The sequence below is a fragment of the Ensifer adhaerens genome (assembly GCF_028993555.1).
Taxonomy (GTDB): domain Bacteria; phylum Pseudomonadota; class Alphaproteobacteria; order Rhizobiales; family Rhizobiaceae; genus Ensifer; species Ensifer adhaerens_I.
Genome location: NZ_CP118612.1, coordinates 539,514 through 554,861, shown reverse-complemented (window position 1 = coordinate 554,861; position 15,348 = coordinate 539,514). Strand labels below are relative to the sequence as shown.

Here is a 15,348-nt window from a genome sequence, read left to right as displayed (position 1 = left end):
GCCGATCTACGCGACCTTAATGCCCGTCGAAAACGAAACGGCATGAAAGGACCACCCGGAATGAAGAAACCGTCCTCGCGAATCCGCGAAGAAATCGCCCGGTTGCAGGAGCAACTGAAGAATGCAGAAACCCGCGAAGCCGAACGGATTGGCCGCATCGCACTGAAGGCCGGTCTCGGGGAGATCGAGGTCGATGAGGGCGAACTGCAGTCCGTCTTCGAAAAGCTCGCGGCACGTTTTCGGGAAGGCAGGAGAACGGCAGTCCAAGGGAGCAGGGCCCCGTCGCTCACGCCTGGCACGCCTCAGGGCGGCGCTGAAGGGGCTTGAGCGGATGGCGCGCGCAGGCACAATCGATGCCCGGCGGAAGGACACCAGGGAAAAGATCGAACTCGGGGGCCTCATCGTCAAAGCGGGCTTGCGCTACGAGTCGCGCGCGCTCCTCCTTGGCGCTTTAATCGATCTTGGCCAGCGCCTGAAGATCGACGAAGGCGAGCGTATTCGGCTGGCGAAAATCGGTGCGGAGGCCTTTCGCCATGGGCGTGAGTAGGATCGCACTTGCAGCCTCGCCACTTGCCTTGATGGCTCTCGCCCTTGTCACAATGGAGGGAGCCGGCGACTGGCTATCGTCTTTCGCGGGGCGGGAAGCCGGACGCCTGGCGTTGATCCGGGCAGGCGTCGCGATCCCCTCTGTTTCGGCGGCGGTCGTTGGCGCCATCTTCCTGTTTGCGGCGGCCGGATCCGCCAACATCCGCTTTGCGGGATGGGGCGCATTCGGGGGAGGGCTGACCGCTGCCGCTGTCGCCCTCATCGACGGCTTTGTAGACACGAGCCTCGCTCAGTCCTGGCAGTTCCACACGCTGGACTTCGAACCGGCAGCGGTCGTCGGAGCCGTGGCGGCGCTTCTATCGTCGGGCTTCGCATTGCGGGTCGCGATGATCGGAAATGCCGCCTTCCCCAAATCTGCGCCGAAGCGCGTTCGCGGCAAGCGCGCCATCTACGGTGAAGCCGAATGGATGAAGCTCTCCTGCGCGAAAAGGCTCTTTCCGGAGGTGGCGGGCATCGTGATTGGAGAAGCCTACCGGGTCGATGAAGACGGCGTCGCGGCCATTCCATTTCGAGCAGACAAGCCCGAGACCTGGGGCGCTGGCGGCCGGTCGCCGCTCTTGTGCTTCGACGGCTCTTTCGGCTCGTCGCACGGTATCGTCTTTGCGGGGTCAGGCGGGTTCAAGACGACCTCGGTAACGGTACCGACGGCGCTCAAGTGGGGAAGTACGCTCGTCGTTCTCGACCCCTCCAACGAAGTGGCCCCGATGGTGATCGACCATCGAAAAGGCGCTGGCCGGGACGTTCGAATTCTCGATCCGAAGAAACCCGACGCGGGCTTCAATGCTTTGGACTGGATCGGCCGTTACGGCCGAAGCAAGGAGGAGGATATCGCCGCGGTGGCCTCCTGGATCATGAGCGACAGCGGTCGCGCAATCGGGGTGCGTGACGATTTCTTCAGGGCGTCCGCACTGCAGTTGCTGACCGCACTCATTGCCGATGTCTGCCTTTCGGGCCACACCCGCAAGGAAGACCAGACGCTGAGGCAAGTTCGCAGGAATCTCGCCGAGCCGGAGCCGAAGCTGCGCGAGCGCCTGCAGGCCATTCACGCGAACTCGAGTTCGGGCTTCGTGAGAGAAAATGTCGCTGCATTCGTCAACATGACGCCGGAGACCTTTTCGGGCGTCTATGCCAACGCAGTCAAGGAGACCCATTGGCTCTCCTATGAGAACTACGCGGGTCTGGTGTCATCTAAGAGTTTCTCGACCGAGCAGCTTCTGGCCGGATCTCTGGATGTCTTCATCAACATCGATCTGAAGACGCTGGAAACGCATTCGGGCCTTGCTCGCGTCATCATCGGATCCTTTGTGAACGCGATCTACAATCGCAATCGCTCAGGCGACGACCTGGCTCTTTTTCTCCTCGATGAGGTTGCCCGCCTTGGTTACTTGCGCATCCTCGAAACGGCGCGCGACACCGGCCGCAAGTACGGGATATCACTCACGCTGATCTTTCAATCGATCGGCCAGATGCGCGAGACTTTCGGCGGCCGCGACGCAACCAGCAAATGGTTCGAGAGTGCAAGCTGGGTCTCCTTTGCCGCCATCAACGATCCCGAGACGGCCGAATATGTTTCAAGGCGTTGCGGCATGACGACCGTCGAAGTCGATCAGGTCAGCCGCAGTTTCCAATCACGTGGGTCGTCACGCACCCGCTCAAAGCAACTTGCTGCCCGGCCGCTCATCCAGCCGGACGAAGTGCTGCGCATGCGTGCCGACGAGCAGATCGTGTTTACGGCGGGAAACGCGCCGCTTAGATGCGGTCGCGCCATATGGTTCAGACGAGAGGACATGCAAGGCTGCGTCAAAGGGAGCAGATTTCATGCTCCGTCGGAGCCTGTCTGAACTTTCCAGGCGACCCATCACAAACATGAATCGATCAGAAGGGATCGATTCAAAACTCTCGTTGGACGAGATTCTGAGCATCGGCGATTCTCATGTCATGCTCACTCAGCCGTACCACCTTTACGCGGAACGGAAGGATCCGGCGAAGAACATGGCCCGGTACTACGCCATGGACATTTCACTGGATCTATTCGGCCAAACATGTCTCACGAGGCGGTGGGGACGTATCGGCTCGTCGGGACAGCGCAGGGTCCACCACTTCGCCCAAGAGGGCGATGCGGTGAGGCTTTTTCTGGATATCGCCCGGCTCAAGCGAGCACGTGGTTATCGGCCGGTCGCCGGCCACCCAGCTACAACAGATCCAGCAATTACAGCAATGCTGTAAATGCTGGACCGAATGGGGCCCCGTCCGAAGACGGGGCCAGTTGTGCTCAGTCCCGGATGGAGCGCGACCAGATCAGCTGGTAGCCATCTTCGCCTTCGACTTCCGCAAGCGTTGCGTAGATCGGAGCGGGGAAGCTTGGATCGTCGAGCTTGACCGAGAGGTAGTCGCGACCGGTCTGCTCGGAGTTCTTCTGCCAGGCCGCTCCGAACTCGACGTTGCCCGCGTAGATGCGGAAGTGGGGGCCTTTGTCGGAGGGAGATTCGATCCGGGCGATGCGGGCCTTGACGTTGAGGGCCAGGGTGCGGATCGAGCCAGTAAAGCCATTTTCGGTGGAGGTGAAAGAGCCGATGGTTGCCATGTCGAAATTCCTTTCTGTTGTTTCGGGCCGCGCCCTTCGCGGCCTCGATGGCTGTCGAAAGGACCGGGGACGATCGGACCGCACCCATTGGCCGCAATGAAATGGAGGACGGCAAGGCACACTTTTGTTGGTTGGCGGGGAATGGCGGCCCGGGCCGCCAGGGGCAAGAAAAGTGCACGTGCCGTTGCGGGCAGACGATCGAGGCGTCAGCCGTTTTCCGGTCAGACACGCCTCATCGAGCCCGCGCAGGGAGCACCGCAACAGGAAAGAAACACGGCCATAGTGACGAAGCAGGTCCAATAGTGGTCCAGAACGTTCGGCGGCCGTCCACTACCGGTGAATGTCGTCGGATCCGACTGGTGCGGTTGTTGTCTCCATCCTCGATCAAGGCACAGCTGCGAATGCCTTGCCGCACGAAATCGTTCGATCGCGATTCGTCGCCTGGAGGAGATATGCGTCAGCAGACAAGACCGTTCATCGTCGAAATCAAACAGTCCAGAAAACTGCGGAACAAGGCTCAGAAGGCGTCGATCTGGGGAAAGATGGACCTGCGGGTTTCCGACGAGCCACTTGCAACCATTCCGGCAGAACCGGGTCCGACCGCCGCCAGCGACGTCGTCGATCAACTCCAGAGCGAGCGTCCTTCAGCAGCCTGATGGATGCCTACAGCGCCGGCCCAATCCGATGCTGCTGCACTTGCAATGCTCGGCCGACCAGGCGAACTCGCCAGTTCGACGTGCACGGCCTCCGAGCTGATATGTTCCGGGTGGGCAGGGGAGTTTGAGGGGCGGGGCTTTGGGGCGCCCCTCAAGACACGGGATGGCCTCGCGGCCAGGTGGATACCGGACGCGAGGAGGTCGATCGGCCGCGAGAAGGTCAGCGGCGGAGCAACGTGGCCATCCTTTCCCCAATGAGCCAAAGAGCCTTGTTGAGCTTGATGTCCTGATCGATGCCGTTAATCGGTCGAGACGTCGATCGGCGCGCTCTGCCGAACTCGTCACGCCTTACACCGCGCAATCCGCCTTTGATGCTGTTCTCTTGAACGACATTCCACACGGTCCAAAGATCTTCGGCCCGGTCTTCGATGCGGCGTGGCACCAGCAATTGCTCCGGCTTGATCGGGTTCGTCACCGACCCTCCGGCGTCGCCAAAGCGAACGAGATGTGCAGCCTCCGCCAAGACTTCCCTTGCCTCACGCCCCATTTTTAATCCCGACCAGTCCTGCGGCGCCGCCAGAGTGCGTTCCGCCTCCCCAAGTACGCGGTAGGTTCCCTCGATCACCTTTCCTTGAACATCACCGGAGTGTCGGACCTTGATCGCGTCGATCGTTCCCGTTTGCGCAACGAGCGAGTTGAGGCAGCACACGCGGAAAAGCCCTGCGAGCAACTCGTATGCGCTTGTTCCGTCATTTGCATTCTTGAGAAGGATTTCGCAGACGGTATCGCCGACGTGATAGACGTTGCCATCGTCGAGACGGCGAAGCCGGATGAGGTGCTTTGTAAAATTCGCTTTTCCTTCGGTGCGGCTAACAGATTGGCGCGCCCCAATCGGCATGAACCCCTCTTTCATGAGACCGCGCAGGATCTCGATCGTGGGGATCGGTTTGAAGCGCTCAGAGCGGCTCTCGTGCGCTGAGGTGGCAAATATCGAGGGTGCAAAGCCACGCATCTCGTCCTCGGTGAGAGCACGACCTGTGTCGAATCGGGCAGTTTTGGCGTAGATGCTCATTGTCATTTCTCCTTTTCCCTTGGACCGCGAAGCAGGGCCGCGTCCTGCTTCCCGGGGCCGCGCGAGCGGTGGGGACGGAGGGGGAAAACAGTCTTTGCGGGGAACCGCCTGCACGAAAGCGGAAGCGAAGGAAGGTGGGCGAAAGACTGTTTAGGGGAGAGAAGGGGCAAAGACCCTCGGCCCCCTCGACCGATCGGGCTCGATCGGTCAACTAACAACGAAGCGTATCGGAGCTTTCAGCATAGCGACGCGTCAGCGGGAAAGCGGGAATTCGCGCCGCGCGAAGGGCGGAAAAAGGGCCGCCGCAGGAGCTTCAACATCGTGGCCCGAAGGGGAAGCGGGACCGACGGCCCCCGGCCGAAGCGCTCCTCCGCGCAGTTTAACCGGCTTCAACCCGCCCCGATCGGGATGATTATAGCGCGCGCCACTCGCAAACCGTCAAATTCGTCCCGATCGGTTCTTTCTGTTGCACTATCGCGCGCCCGTTTTTCTCGGGGTTGCTGCCGAACGAAGAGGCTCGCCAACGGCTCGCCGGGGATCTCAGCGGGAAACGCATTCAGGCTGCTCGAGGTCATAGGGGAAAGGACGGGCGGCTTGCCGGCGATAAGGACGTTCGTCTTCTTATTCCAGCTCGGTACCGAGCGTCTTCCGCAACAAGGCCGCAGGAAGGGCCAGGCATGTGCCGCCTGAGTGGCCGGCAGTTGCACTTTCCCACAAGTCCCATAATGAAGTAGGCAGCTGTGCGACGAAAATGATAGGGTGAGTCATGACCAAATCTACGAAATCAGCCCGCTCGGCCGTAACAGGCAAGGTCGTGACCCAGCCTATCGGCGGCAAAAAGGCCGCAAAATTCGCCCAGGTCGAAGGGCTGAAGATGAATGCCACCTCGAAAGCGCTGTCGCAGAAGCTGAGCGCAAGCGGGCTCAAGGGCGATGCCTACCGCAGCGAGATCGTTAAAGCCTTCAAGAAGGGCTGACGGTGGTCCGGTACAATGCCGTCGAGGACCCGCTGTGCTACCCCGGCACCCATGTTCTGCGCAACGAGGCCGATATCTGAGATCAGGACCAGCTTGATGAATTCGAGCAGTTGATGTTCGATTCTCGCGCAACTGAAGACCTGCCGGACGGCGAGCTGGATTTTGCCCATTATCGCGCGCTTCACCGGCACTTCTTCCAGGATGTCTACGACTGGGCTGGCGAAATAAGGGCTATCCGCACCGGCAAGGGCGGCAACTGGTTTTGTTATCCGGAATACATAGAGAGCGAGGCGGATAAGATACCAGCCCATCGTCCACGACGACTATAGCCCCGTTGTCAAATCGATCTTCTTTCTTGCCCCGAACGCCAAGCCTGGTGCCCGTTCGAACGGCAGAACCTAGTGGCGCTTGTGCAAGCAGGCTGGTCTCATCGACTTCCACGCGCACATTGGGAACGATCAGTCCTTCCCATTGATCATTCCCTGCACATTCGAAGAAATGCGAACCGTCCGGCCAAGAAGATGGCCGGGACCGACTGCCCCGGTCCGTCGCGTTCCGTGCCCACTCCTGTTTCGAGCGAGCAGCCTCCCGGCAAGGTGAGACACATTTTAAATTGGACGGAATTTCGCTTTAAATTAGGCGACAAAAGACCTAATATTGGCCGCATGACCGATGCAAATCGCCCGAACACACTCATCAAACGCAAGGCACGCTCCATGGTCGAGACGGCGCTGTCGGACACGCGCGTCGTTCTGGTCGCCGGACCAAGGCAAGCAGGAAAAACCACACTTGCGCGACAGTTCTCAGGAACCGAGCGACCGTATTATACCCTCGATGACGCCGGCACACTCAGCGCCGCCAAATCCGACCCTGTAGGCTTCGTCCGCGGCCTCGACCGCGCGGTTATCGATGAAGTTCAACGTGCGCCTGAATTGATGCTGGCGATAAAGGAAAGCGTAGATCGCAGCGATGAGCCGGGCCGCTTCCTGCTTACAGGTTCAGCGAACCTCGCCAATATGCCGGCGGTGGCAGATTCTCTTGCCGGGCGCATGGCCCTGATATCATTGCTACCGTTTGCGCAGGCAGAAATCCGATCTACCCCAGGCCACTTTCTTGATCGCATCTTTGCGGGAGAGTTACCGGTGATAGCGGACGAATTTGTCCTTGGCGACGATCTTCTGGAGACCGTTGTACGTGGTGGGTACCCTGAGGTCGTACGCAGGACACAGCCCGCCCGACGCACCGCATGGCTCGAAGACTACGTGGCGCTTATCCTTGATAGAGACGTGCGCGACATTGCCAACATCGATCAGTTGGGCAGGTTGCCGCGCCTCCTTAATGTTCTGGCAGAGCATGCCGGCCAGTTGGTCAATCACAGTGGATTCGGCTCGGCTCTCGGCTTATCGAGTGTCACCGCTCAAAAGTATGTCGCAATCCTCGAGCGGCTCTTCCTTGTCCGAACGCTCGCGCCATGGTCCAACAATCGGCTTAGCCGCCTGGTGAAAACACCGAAGTTGCATTTTCTCGACACTGGCCTGCTCGCAGCCCTGCGCGAAGACGGTGTCAACAGCATCCGTGAAAACAGGACGCGTTTCGGTCCATTGCTTGAGAGCTTCGTGGTGTCCGAACTCATGAAGCTCGCATCATGGTCCGAACGTCGACTTTCGTTCTCTCATTATCGAACGAAGGATCAGACCGAGGTCGATGTTGTTGTCGAGGACCGGCGCGGGCGCGTCGTCGGGATCGAAGTCAAGGCATCGTCAACGGTCAAGGCTGAGGACTTCAGAGGACTGCGTCAGTTGCAGGAGGCGGTGGGCGACCGCTTCCTCCACGGCATCGTTTTGCACGATCACGACCGCGTGACGCCATTCGACGAAAAATTGCACGCCGCACCGATTTCGGTTCTGTGGACGATGTAAGATCACGTAAGAGTTATTATGGAACTGAGCGGTCATTTGAACAGTGTTCCTTTTCTGACGAGCCGAGTGCGACGAAGTCGAATCCTTCCCGGGACTCCCGACGCTTGCTTCAAGCGAGAAGATCTGACGTCGTCCGCCAGAGCCCGTCAGGCGGACGTCTATCTAGCAAGCTGCAAGCGACGAAGGATGCGGTCCGGTAGCTCGGCAACGATCGAACGTCAGGCATTTTGGGAGGAACAACTTCTCGGGGGCTATGCATCAGTGCTTCCCGTTGATATGTTCTTTGTTTGTTCTCGATGGCCTACGGAGTTAGCATGCTGGTCTCGTTGTTGAAGAGCCTGCCGCCTTCCCCGAAGAAAAACTGCTGCGATGACCGGCCACGGGGCGAGTGATCGGTGATGGAACGCTCTGAGCGCCCACGAAAGATCATCCATGTCGACATGGATGCCTTCTACGCATCGGTGGAGCAACGGGATAATCCCGAGCTTCGCGGACTTCCGATCGCGGTCGGCTTCGGAGAGGCGCGCGGCGTGGTCGCCGCCGCAAGCTACGAGGCGCGCAAGTTCGGCGTTCATTCGGCCATGCCGTCCGTTACCGCCAAGCGGAAATGCCCGGAGCTGATATTCGTGAGGCCGCGCTTCGATGCCTATCGCGCGGTGTCTGCGCAGATCCACGCGATCTTTGCCGAGTACACGCCGCTGATCGAACCGCTCTCGCTCGACGAGGCTTATCTTGATGTCACCGAAAACCTCAAGGGAATGGAGCTTGCGACCGAGATTGCCGAGGAGATCCGGGCGAAGATCAAGGGAAAGACCGGGCTGACGGCTTCGGCCGGCGTTTCCTACAACAAGTTCCTCGCCAAGATGGCTTCCGACCAGAGGAAGCCGGACGGCCTCTTCGTCATCACCCCGAAGAATGGCGCGGCCTTTGTGAAGGCTCTGCCTGTCAAGAAATTCCATGGCGTGGGACCTGCGACCGCGGAGCGGATGCATAAGCTCGGCATCGAAACGGGTGCCGATCTGAAGGCCCGCGATATCGACTTCCTGCAGCAACACTTCGGAAAATCGGGCCCCTACTTCTACTGGATCGCCCGCGGCGTTGACGAACGCCAGGTGAGGGCTGACCGGGTGCGCAAATCCATTGGTGCGGAGGACACCTTCTTGGTGGACGTCCATGATTTCGAAACCGCCCGGGCCGGCCTCGAACCGCTGATCGAAAAGGTCTGGCGCCATTGCGAGGCGAGCGACATTTGCGCCAAGACCGCTACGCTTAAGGTAAAGTGGGGTGACTTCACGCAGATCACGCGCAGTAAGACGACCGCGGCACCGATCGCGAGCGCCGCCGAGCTTGCCGCGGTCATGACAATGCTGTTGTCGCCGCTCTTCCCGGCTGCGAAAGGCATCCGGTTGCTGGGCGTGACCCTGTCGTCGCTTGAAAGCGCAAAACTCGAAAGCGCGCCGCAGTTCTCGTTCGCACTTTGAGGAAGACGAAAGGCCGGTCGCGCCAACGGCATCAGACCCTGCCGCCTCTGCGCGCAATCAGTTGCCGGACACCATGAGCGGTATCGGCAACGCCGTCTCAGCCTCGTCGAGGATTTCGAAGGTGTATTTACCCGATGCATCGACCCCAACCGAATAACTGAGGCGATCTCGTACGTGGTTGTTTTCGTCGAAGGTCAGGATCTTCGGCTTCAAGGAGGTAAGCCGGCTTTCGTCGAGGTAGACCGAGTTGCAAATGATGATCTGGTCGCCGCGCTGGCAGGTCCGTGCGGCCGCACCATTGAGGATGCAGCACCTGGATCCGCGTTCACCGAGGATGACATAGGTGGAGATGCGAGCCCCGGAGTTCTTGTTCCAGATCTCGACGAACTCCATCGGCAAGATGCCCGCCTCCTCGCAATGGTCAGGGTCAAGCGTGATCGACCCATGATAGTTGAGGTTGGCCTCGGTGACGTGGATGCCGTGAAGCTTTCCTGCGACCAGCTTTCTCATGCTTTCCCACACCTCGCGTTTGATCAGGGTTCGCCCCATCTTGGCGCTGCGGACGGAGGTGAAAGTCTTCGCGTCCCGACAATGGCCAAGCGGTAAAGATTGAAAAGAAAGCCCCGCCGGGGAAGGCGGGGCAAGGCTCGCACCCAGATGGCTCTCTGAACGCGGGGAAGAAAAACTCCATCGGCCAAACCGATACACTCAGATACGAACAAAGCCCCCCGCAAGAAAGGTCGCTTTCGGCGATTCCGGTACGGCTTTGCTAATATATCAATCTGCTCATGTGACGCCCCGGATCTCTTGACGCGCAGTGCGCGCCGCTTACGTACAATTCGGAGGTGCTATGCGCGACAGCGATCAGACAAGCTCCATCGTCTTTCCGATGTCCGCCGCGGACACCTCGCGATAGCCCATGGCCGGAGGCCGGCACCAGGTTCCCTTAACCGCATTCTCGCAATCCGTACGGCGAAGGTACTAGCCCTGCCCTCCGAGAGGACTACTGTGTCGACGTTGAAGGGCGGGGCTTATCGCTGTATAGTTTACCTATAATTTATTTTAATTTTTTCAAACCGTTAGCCCACGGAAGGAGGACATCATGCGCCTTCCTGAAATACCTTGGACGGTTCCGCTATCTGTTCGCTTGCAGTCAGGAACGAACCGCATTTTCGCATCGGTCTACGACGCGTTGGATTTTCTGGAACATGAATGGCCGATACGGCACGGAGAAGGCTATGAACGAGCCGTCGTGGCGTGCCGGGGTGCGTTGAACCGTTCGGTTCCATCTGCTGTCGCGCGCGAGGCCTTCATCGGCGCGTGCCTGGAGGCTGGCATGGCGACGTCAGCGGTTGCTGCCCACTATCATGCGCGCTCGGGACCTCACGGCAACAAGCCATTGGCCTGACTGTGTCCCTGGCAATAGATAGAGCCCGTCACAGCCGGCGTCGCGGTTGCTGCGCGATATGAACAAGCTACATTTGGCGCAACCTTCTGTGGCTTTCGCAACGGCCATCAGCGACACGGACGCTTGTTCGCTAAACTGACCACGCTTAAGGCTACAAGCGTCTGCGACGCATAAAATGTTCGGGCTATAAGTTCGACAACGTTCGTTCCAAAGATGCGAACGCATTGTTAGTAAACTCTAAATTAACCATCGCATCGCAGACTTCACTCAGTCGCTGATCGAATTCCAGCGTATCACGGCACCTCGGAATCGTAGTCCCGTCCACGGGCTACGGTTCTGGCGACACATGCGGGGCAGCCTGAAACCACGGTTCAAAAGGTGTATCGATGGGATACGACTGGAGCGGCGCGCGTCAACGCCGCATGAAGGTTGCACGTTTTGGCGCAGCACTCACACTTGCGGCCACAATAGTTACAGTGGCAGTCCAGGTCGTCGGGCGGGCGCTCTAAGAGGCGCGTCTCCGGCATCGGAACAACGCGTTGCATTCGGGCCGCCACGCCGCCGGCCATCAAGCACCTGCAAATTCGGCGCATCGTCAAGACGAGCCTTGCTCATTTCCTCACAAACAAGGTCGCACGCTTATGAATGCTTGGAACACTGATAGGCACGGCAAAGTAAGGGCATCAACGGTCGTCGGTTGGAAAATTGCGATCGAGGAAACGGGCGGCGCTTTGCTGAGAATTGAATTCAGCGTCGATCCCGCTCTCGACAATATATCTGCACTGCAGTTCAGATTGGACGGCGAGCAAGCGACGCAGATCGGTGCGCAGCTAATTGCGGCTTCGCCCCAACCACAAAGTTCGATTGCGACCGACGAGGGCAACGCCGACCAAGGCTACGCGCCAACGCGGCAAAGACACGCGGTGCGATAGTAGGTTCATTCAAGAGGGAATGGGCGTGGCCATCCGCAAGGAGATTGCCGTGGCAAGCCCGTGGTCTCCGGTCGACCCCAAATCCCGAGTTCCAGGCTTTGCTGACCCTTTGGATCGCGGGCGATGTGCCGACCGCAAAGGCTCAATCCCTTCGCGGCGGACACGAAGATGGCCCTGAAGTTCGCACTGCTACTTCGGTGACAGGACGACAGTCCCCCCGACGGCGTCAGTCACACCCATCCCTCCGCCGAGGTCCTCTAGCGTCTCTCGAAAACTGTCAAGCGTAGCGATCATCTGGGGCCGGCTCGCAGCCAGCGCTTCCATGCTCTCCCACTCCGCTATGATGCAGTAACGTCCCTCTCCGGTCTGAATAATGTTGGCGTGACGTAGGCCTGGCCAGCTTTCCGCAATGCCCTCGTGTGCGGCAAGAAAAGCTGCGTCCATGCCTGGCTTGACTTTGAAACGGACGACATTGAAAGCAATCATGACGGCGCCCCCCCAAGCGTGCGGCTCACTCAAATTTAAGCCTCTGCGACTAACAGTCCGAAACTAACATTTCGCCACTCAGGACGGTAGATAGCGAACCGAGTGCGCCAAGGACTGAAATTGCAGCTTCGGATCGCGGATCGGGTCGACTGAGCCGTGGAACAATGATGCCGCCCCTGCCGCCCTGCGGCTTGATCAAATCCTCAAAAATCTGAAGCGTCTTGAACGGGTGGAGAACATCCACAGGACGAAAGGAGGAACTCTAATGCCGGGCTAGCCCGCAAGGAGGAGGAACAATTCGCGTCTCCGCCTCCTCGGGGAAGGAACCAAAGGTCCGTGACACGTCAGGCATCGATGCGGTTGGCCTCCGGTCAATGCCGTCGGTTGTCGTTAGTCGAAGTTGCGCTTTCCAGAACGACGATGCCGGAATACAAGATCGGTGTTCCCTCGCGATCCTGGAAACACCGACCAAATGCAACGACCGAGACATAGATGCCACCGCGCGTCTTGACGCGATAGAACGACTGCTGGGCCCGTCCTCCAACGATCGTTTCCGTGATTGTCTTTGCCAACCATGGCCGATCTTCCGGATGGACCCGGTCGAGGTATAGCTTCAGCGGCAATCCTTGGCTCACCTCGTTGGCGGCAAGACCGAAGAGCTCTGCCAGGGCTGAATCTCCATAAACGAGGTCGCGAATTATGTCCCAGGTGAAGATCCCGGAATCCACCGTATCCGCATCGGAGAGTTCGACAACGATCGTGCGCTCTCCGTCCTCCTTCATTTCTCCGTCTGCCCCTCTGCCAGCACATGCCGTCGCCCGCCCCGGACGGATCCAACCTCGTTCGGATATGCATCCTTTATGTGCCGGTCGACCAACTGGCGCAGGCAATCATGAAGCCGTTTGTTGAAGCCACCGTCACTGTCCTCAAGCAGGTCGAGATAGAAGATCGCGACCGTCCGCAATTCGGCTGCGTCGCGCGGCACGCGTCGTTCGATCGATTGAAACAGCTGCTCGATCCTCTCCTCGAGTGCGCGGAATCCAGCACTCTCGTACTCGTCAGCCGTCTCACTCAATTGGCATTGGGCAACTTTGAATTGCGTCACAAGGTCGGCGACGCTCATGACGGTGCTTGTATCAGATCGGTGCATTGCCGTGATTTAGCACGCACTAACGGATGAAGCTACCGCGCTGCGGCGCGCCAAGTCAGATTATTTCGCACATGCAGCATTTTTTGTAGCGATCGACGCTCCAGTGTGGCGCATAAGCAGCAATGTTTCGCGCTCAATTCCAGCTGGAGCAAAGGGGTGCCAACGGCCCGACCAGAATGGGCGGTTGTGTGAAAAGGCAAAAGCGCGCGGGGCGTGGTGGCTTTATATTTGAACTCAGAAATATACTGAGCTCCCATAGGCCAACCGCAAGGGACGAGAACGTGGACAAACATGGAGCTAACGCAAGCCCCTCGGACGCAAACTCGCCGTCGGAACTGAAAGACATTGCCCAGAAGCTTTCGGCTCTCGCTGAACAAATCAAAACAATCGCGGCCGCCCCGCTCCAAAACGCCGTCGATTTCGACGAAGACGGGGAAACGTCTCGGAGTGCGGCAAGCGCAAAGCCGTGAAACACTGGCATTACGGCGATACGACCGCATCGGTGAACGGCACGTTCTTTTGGGGCTGAACCCCCGAAAGCCTGAGCCCGCCATCGGGAGTTCGATAAAGCGGACGGAAAAATCGATCTGTTGAGACAGACTGCAATTCTTTACGATGCGAGGCTGTCTCGACAACGCGATGGATCACGCCGCAAATGCAATCACCGATCACGATCAGAGCCGCTCGCGATGAAGATGTGCCTCTGCTCGGCAGGTACGGAACACTGCTGATGGCACTGCATCATCACTGGGATCCGAACCGCTTCATCGCGACGGGAACAGATACGGAGGCTTCCTATGCCCGATGGCTGCGAAGTCAGCTTGAAAATCCCGATGTCGTGCTTCTCGCCGCCGAACAGCAAACGGCAATTGTAGGTTACGCCTATGCCTCGCTTGAGGGCTATGACTACATGGCGCTCCGAGGACCGGCGGGTGTCATTCACGATCTTTTCGTAGCGCCTGAAAAGCGCAGTCAGGGTATTGGCCGGATGCTCCTCCATGCGGCCATTGCGGAGCTAAAAGCGCGAGGGGCGGACCTGATTGTGCTCTCCACAGCGCATAGAAACGAGGCTGCTCAACGGCTGTTTGCTACAGCGGGCTTTCGCCCGACGATGGTCGAGATGACGCTCGACGGGCAAGAGTGATCCGGCGGAGCACTGCCGCCCTCCGGCGATATGGCCGGGTCCTCCTCAGTCCAGGCAACCCCTGTCACCTGCACCACGGGCGTGGCGTTGGCGGACAACTTGTGTCGCTGCAAACGAACGAAACCGCCAGGCCCTCGGAGATCAGCATCTCTCCAACATCGCGTCCATCTACTGTGAGCCTTCCGCAACGCCGGCCGTAGTTGCATCTGTTCGTACCTTCCGTTCCGGGTTTGCAGGAGCAAGCAACCCTGGTCACGACAGGCGTGCCGGATGCAACGAGCTCTCTCAGGCGGTCGCTTGCTCGATTTCCAAGTGCAGCTTCACGCGAACATTTCGGCTCGAACTTTTCCGGCGTGTTGAACCCGACAAGTCGAACGCGCGTGCCGTCGCTCATCCGAACCGTGTCGCCGTCGGTGACCGTGAATGATTGAGTTTGAAAACCCGCAGATGACGCTGCCGGCTGAAAAGCAATGTGACCGCCGTCCGGTAGCCGTTCCGCCAGCATCTGCCCGCCGGCGATCGTGATCACCATGAGCAACAACGCAAGGATTTTGAAATCTCGATAACCCCAGCGCCTGTAGCCGCCTCTATGCCAATGGTAGCGGTGGCGTCCGCGGGTTCGCGGTTCTTGGCTCGAAGGCATCGGTTTGATGAATGAAAGATCGGCATGACCTGGTAGCCTCGTCAGCTTCCTGAGTGTCGCCATCTGCTTTCCGGTGAGCCGCGTACGCGGGCCATAACGCTCGATCTTTTGGCGCATGTCCATGAGGAACTGGCGCTGCCAGGCGGTCGGCCGCCCTTCACGCAGGACATCGTCGATACGACTGCGATAATAGGTGACTTCGACGTCGCTCAGCAAAAATAGCCCCCCAGCTAAATGGATCATAGCCCAACCCGGACCAAAGGCGAGCATCTTGGTCATGGCAAATCGCTG

General features: G+C 59.0%; 19 protein-coding genes. 11 read left to right on the top strand and 8 right to left on the bottom strand.

Going from position 1 to position 15,348, the window contains the following annotated elements; genetic code table 11:
- The first annotated feature begins 60 nt into the window (after window positions 1-60).
- From traC to PWG15_RS35540, 4 genes are read left to right on the top strand one after another with little or no spacing between them, the layout of a single operon-like run.
- Entirely contained in the window at window positions 61-327 is a 267-nt protein-coding gene (gene traC / locus PWG15_RS35555) for a conjugal transfer protein TraC (protein WP_275027579.1), read from the top strand.
- 4 nt (window positions 328-331) lie between these two features.
- Window positions 332-547 (top strand): conjugal transfer protein TraD, encoded by a 216-nt coding sequence (traD, locus tag PWG15_RS35550; protein WP_275027577.1) that lies wholly within the window; start codon window positions 332-334, stop codon window positions 545-547.
- On the top strand, window positions 534-2,447 hold the full coding sequence (gene traG, locus PWG15_RS35545; protein WP_275027575.1) for a Ti-type conjugative transfer system protein TraG: 1,914 nt from the start codon (window positions 534-536) through the stop codon (window positions 2,445-2,447). Before traD ends, traG begins: the two co-directional genes overlap by 14 nt.
- A gap of 25 nt (window positions 2,448-2,472) precedes the next feature.
- Window positions 2,473-2,832: a WGR domain-containing protein gene (locus tag PWG15_RS35540; protein WP_275027574.1), complete on the top strand. Its 360-nt coding sequence runs from the start codon at window positions 2,473-2,475 to the stop codon at window positions 2,830-2,832.
- A gap of 46 nt (window positions 2,833-2,878) precedes the next feature.
- On the opposite strand, the gene PWG15_RS35535 is transcribed toward PWG15_RS35540, so the two are convergent.
- Window positions 2,879-3,190, bottom strand: a complete 312-nt coding sequence (locus tag PWG15_RS35535; RefSeq protein ID WP_275027573.1) for a DUF736 domain-containing protein — start codon at window positions 3,188-3,190, stop codon at window positions 2,879-2,881.
- Window positions 3,191-3,549: 359 nt separating this feature from the next.
- Here PWG15_RS35535 and PWG15_RS35530 point away from each other — a divergent pair, with 359 nt between their 5' ends.
- Window positions 3,550-3,846: a hypothetical protein gene (locus PWG15_RS35530; RefSeq protein WP_425536843.1), complete on the top strand. Its 297-nt coding sequence runs from the start codon at window positions 3,550-3,552 to the stop codon at window positions 3,844-3,846.
- 220 nt (window positions 3,847-4,066) lie between these two features.
- Here the strand turns inward: PWG15_RS35530 and PWG15_RS35525 are convergent, their stop codons facing one another.
- A complete protein-coding gene (locus PWG15_RS35525; protein ID WP_275027572.1) occupies window positions 4,067-4,918 on the bottom strand; it encodes a DUF932 domain-containing protein in 852 nt (283 codons plus the stop codon).
- A 766-nt stretch (window positions 4,919-5,684) separates the two neighbouring features.
- On the opposite strand from PWG15_RS35525, the gene PWG15_RS35520 reads away from it, so the two are divergent.
- Window positions 5,685-5,894: a hypothetical protein gene (locus PWG15_RS35520; RefSeq protein ID WP_275027571.1), complete on the top strand. Its 210-nt coding sequence runs from the start codon at window positions 5,685-5,687 to the stop codon at window positions 5,892-5,894.
- Here PWG15_RS35520 and PWG15_RS36520 read toward each other — a convergent pair.
- Entirely contained in the window at window positions 5,855-6,205 is a 351-nt protein-coding gene (locus PWG15_RS36520; RefSeq protein ID WP_342457079.1) for a hypothetical protein, read from the bottom strand. The genes PWG15_RS35520 and PWG15_RS36520 overlap by 40 nt on opposite strands.
- Before the next feature lie 354 nt (window positions 6,206-6,559).
- Here PWG15_RS36520 and PWG15_RS35510 point away from each other — a divergent pair, with 354 nt between their 5' ends.
- Window positions 6,560-7,813 (top strand): ATP-binding protein, encoded by a 1,254-nt coding sequence (locus tag PWG15_RS35510; RefSeq protein WP_275027567.1) that lies wholly within the window; start codon window positions 6,560-6,562, stop codon window positions 7,811-7,813.
- A 398-nt stretch (window positions 7,814-8,211) separates the two neighbouring features.
- On the top strand, window positions 8,212-9,294 hold the full coding sequence (dinB, locus tag PWG15_RS35505) for a DNA polymerase IV (RefSeq protein ID WP_275027566.1): 1,083 nt from the start codon (window positions 8,212-8,214) through the stop codon (window positions 9,292-9,294).
- A 57-nt stretch (window positions 9,295-9,351) separates the two neighbouring features.
- Here the strand turns inward: dinB and panD are convergent, their stop codons facing one another.
- Complete coding sequence (gene panD, locus PWG15_RS35500; protein ID WP_275027565.1) at window positions 9,352-9,804, bottom strand: aspartate 1-decarboxylase; 453 nt, start codon at window positions 9,802-9,804, stop codon at window positions 9,352-9,354.
- 592 nt (window positions 9,805-10,396) lie between these two features.
- Between panD and PWG15_RS35495 the strand changes: the two genes are divergently transcribed.
- Together PWG15_RS35495 and PWG15_RS35490 are read left to right on the top strand one after the other, a co-directional pair.
- Entirely contained in the window at window positions 10,397-10,702 is a 306-nt protein-coding gene (locus tag PWG15_RS35495; protein WP_275027564.1) for a DUF982 domain-containing protein, read from the top strand.
- Window positions 10,703-11,343: 641 nt separating this feature from the next.
- On the top strand, window positions 11,344-11,634 hold the full coding sequence (locus tag PWG15_RS35490; protein WP_275027563.1) for a hypothetical protein: 291 nt from the start codon (window positions 11,344-11,346) through the stop codon (window positions 11,632-11,634).
- 189 nt (window positions 11,635-11,823) lie between these two features.
- Here the strand turns inward: PWG15_RS35490 and PWG15_RS35485 are convergent, their stop codons facing one another.
- The 3 genes from PWG15_RS35485 to PWG15_RS35475 form a co-directional block, all read right to left on the bottom strand.
- On the bottom strand, window positions 11,824-12,120 hold the full coding sequence (locus PWG15_RS35485; protein ID WP_275027562.1) for an antibiotic biosynthesis monooxygenase family protein: 297 nt from the start codon (window positions 12,118-12,120) through the stop codon (window positions 11,824-11,826).
- A 371-nt stretch (window positions 12,121-12,491) separates the two neighbouring features.
- Window positions 12,492-12,902: a PAS domain-containing protein gene (locus PWG15_RS35480; RefSeq protein ID WP_275027561.1), complete on the bottom strand. Its 411-nt coding sequence runs from the start codon at window positions 12,900-12,902 to the stop codon at window positions 12,492-12,494.
- Window positions 12,899-13,243, bottom strand: coding sequence for a hypothetical protein (locus PWG15_RS35475; RefSeq protein WP_275027560.1), 345 nt, complete (start codon window positions 13,241-13,243; stop codon window positions 12,899-12,901). Before PWG15_RS35475 ends, PWG15_RS35480 begins: the two co-directional genes overlap by 4 nt.
- A 682-nt stretch (window positions 13,244-13,925) precedes the next feature.
- Between PWG15_RS35475 and PWG15_RS35470 the strand changes: the two genes are divergently transcribed.
- Window positions 13,926-14,414 (top strand): GNAT family N-acetyltransferase, encoded by a 489-nt coding sequence (locus PWG15_RS35470; RefSeq protein WP_275027559.1) that lies wholly within the window; start codon window positions 13,926-13,928, stop codon window positions 14,412-14,414.
- Window positions 14,415-14,478: 64 nt separating this feature from the next.
- On the opposite strand, the gene PWG15_RS35465 is transcribed toward PWG15_RS35470, so the two are convergent.
- Window positions 14,479-15,336, bottom strand: a complete 858-nt coding sequence (locus PWG15_RS35465; protein ID WP_275027558.1) for a thermonuclease family protein — start codon at window positions 15,334-15,336, stop codon at window positions 14,479-14,481.
- Window positions 15,337-15,348 lie beyond the last annotated feature (12 nt).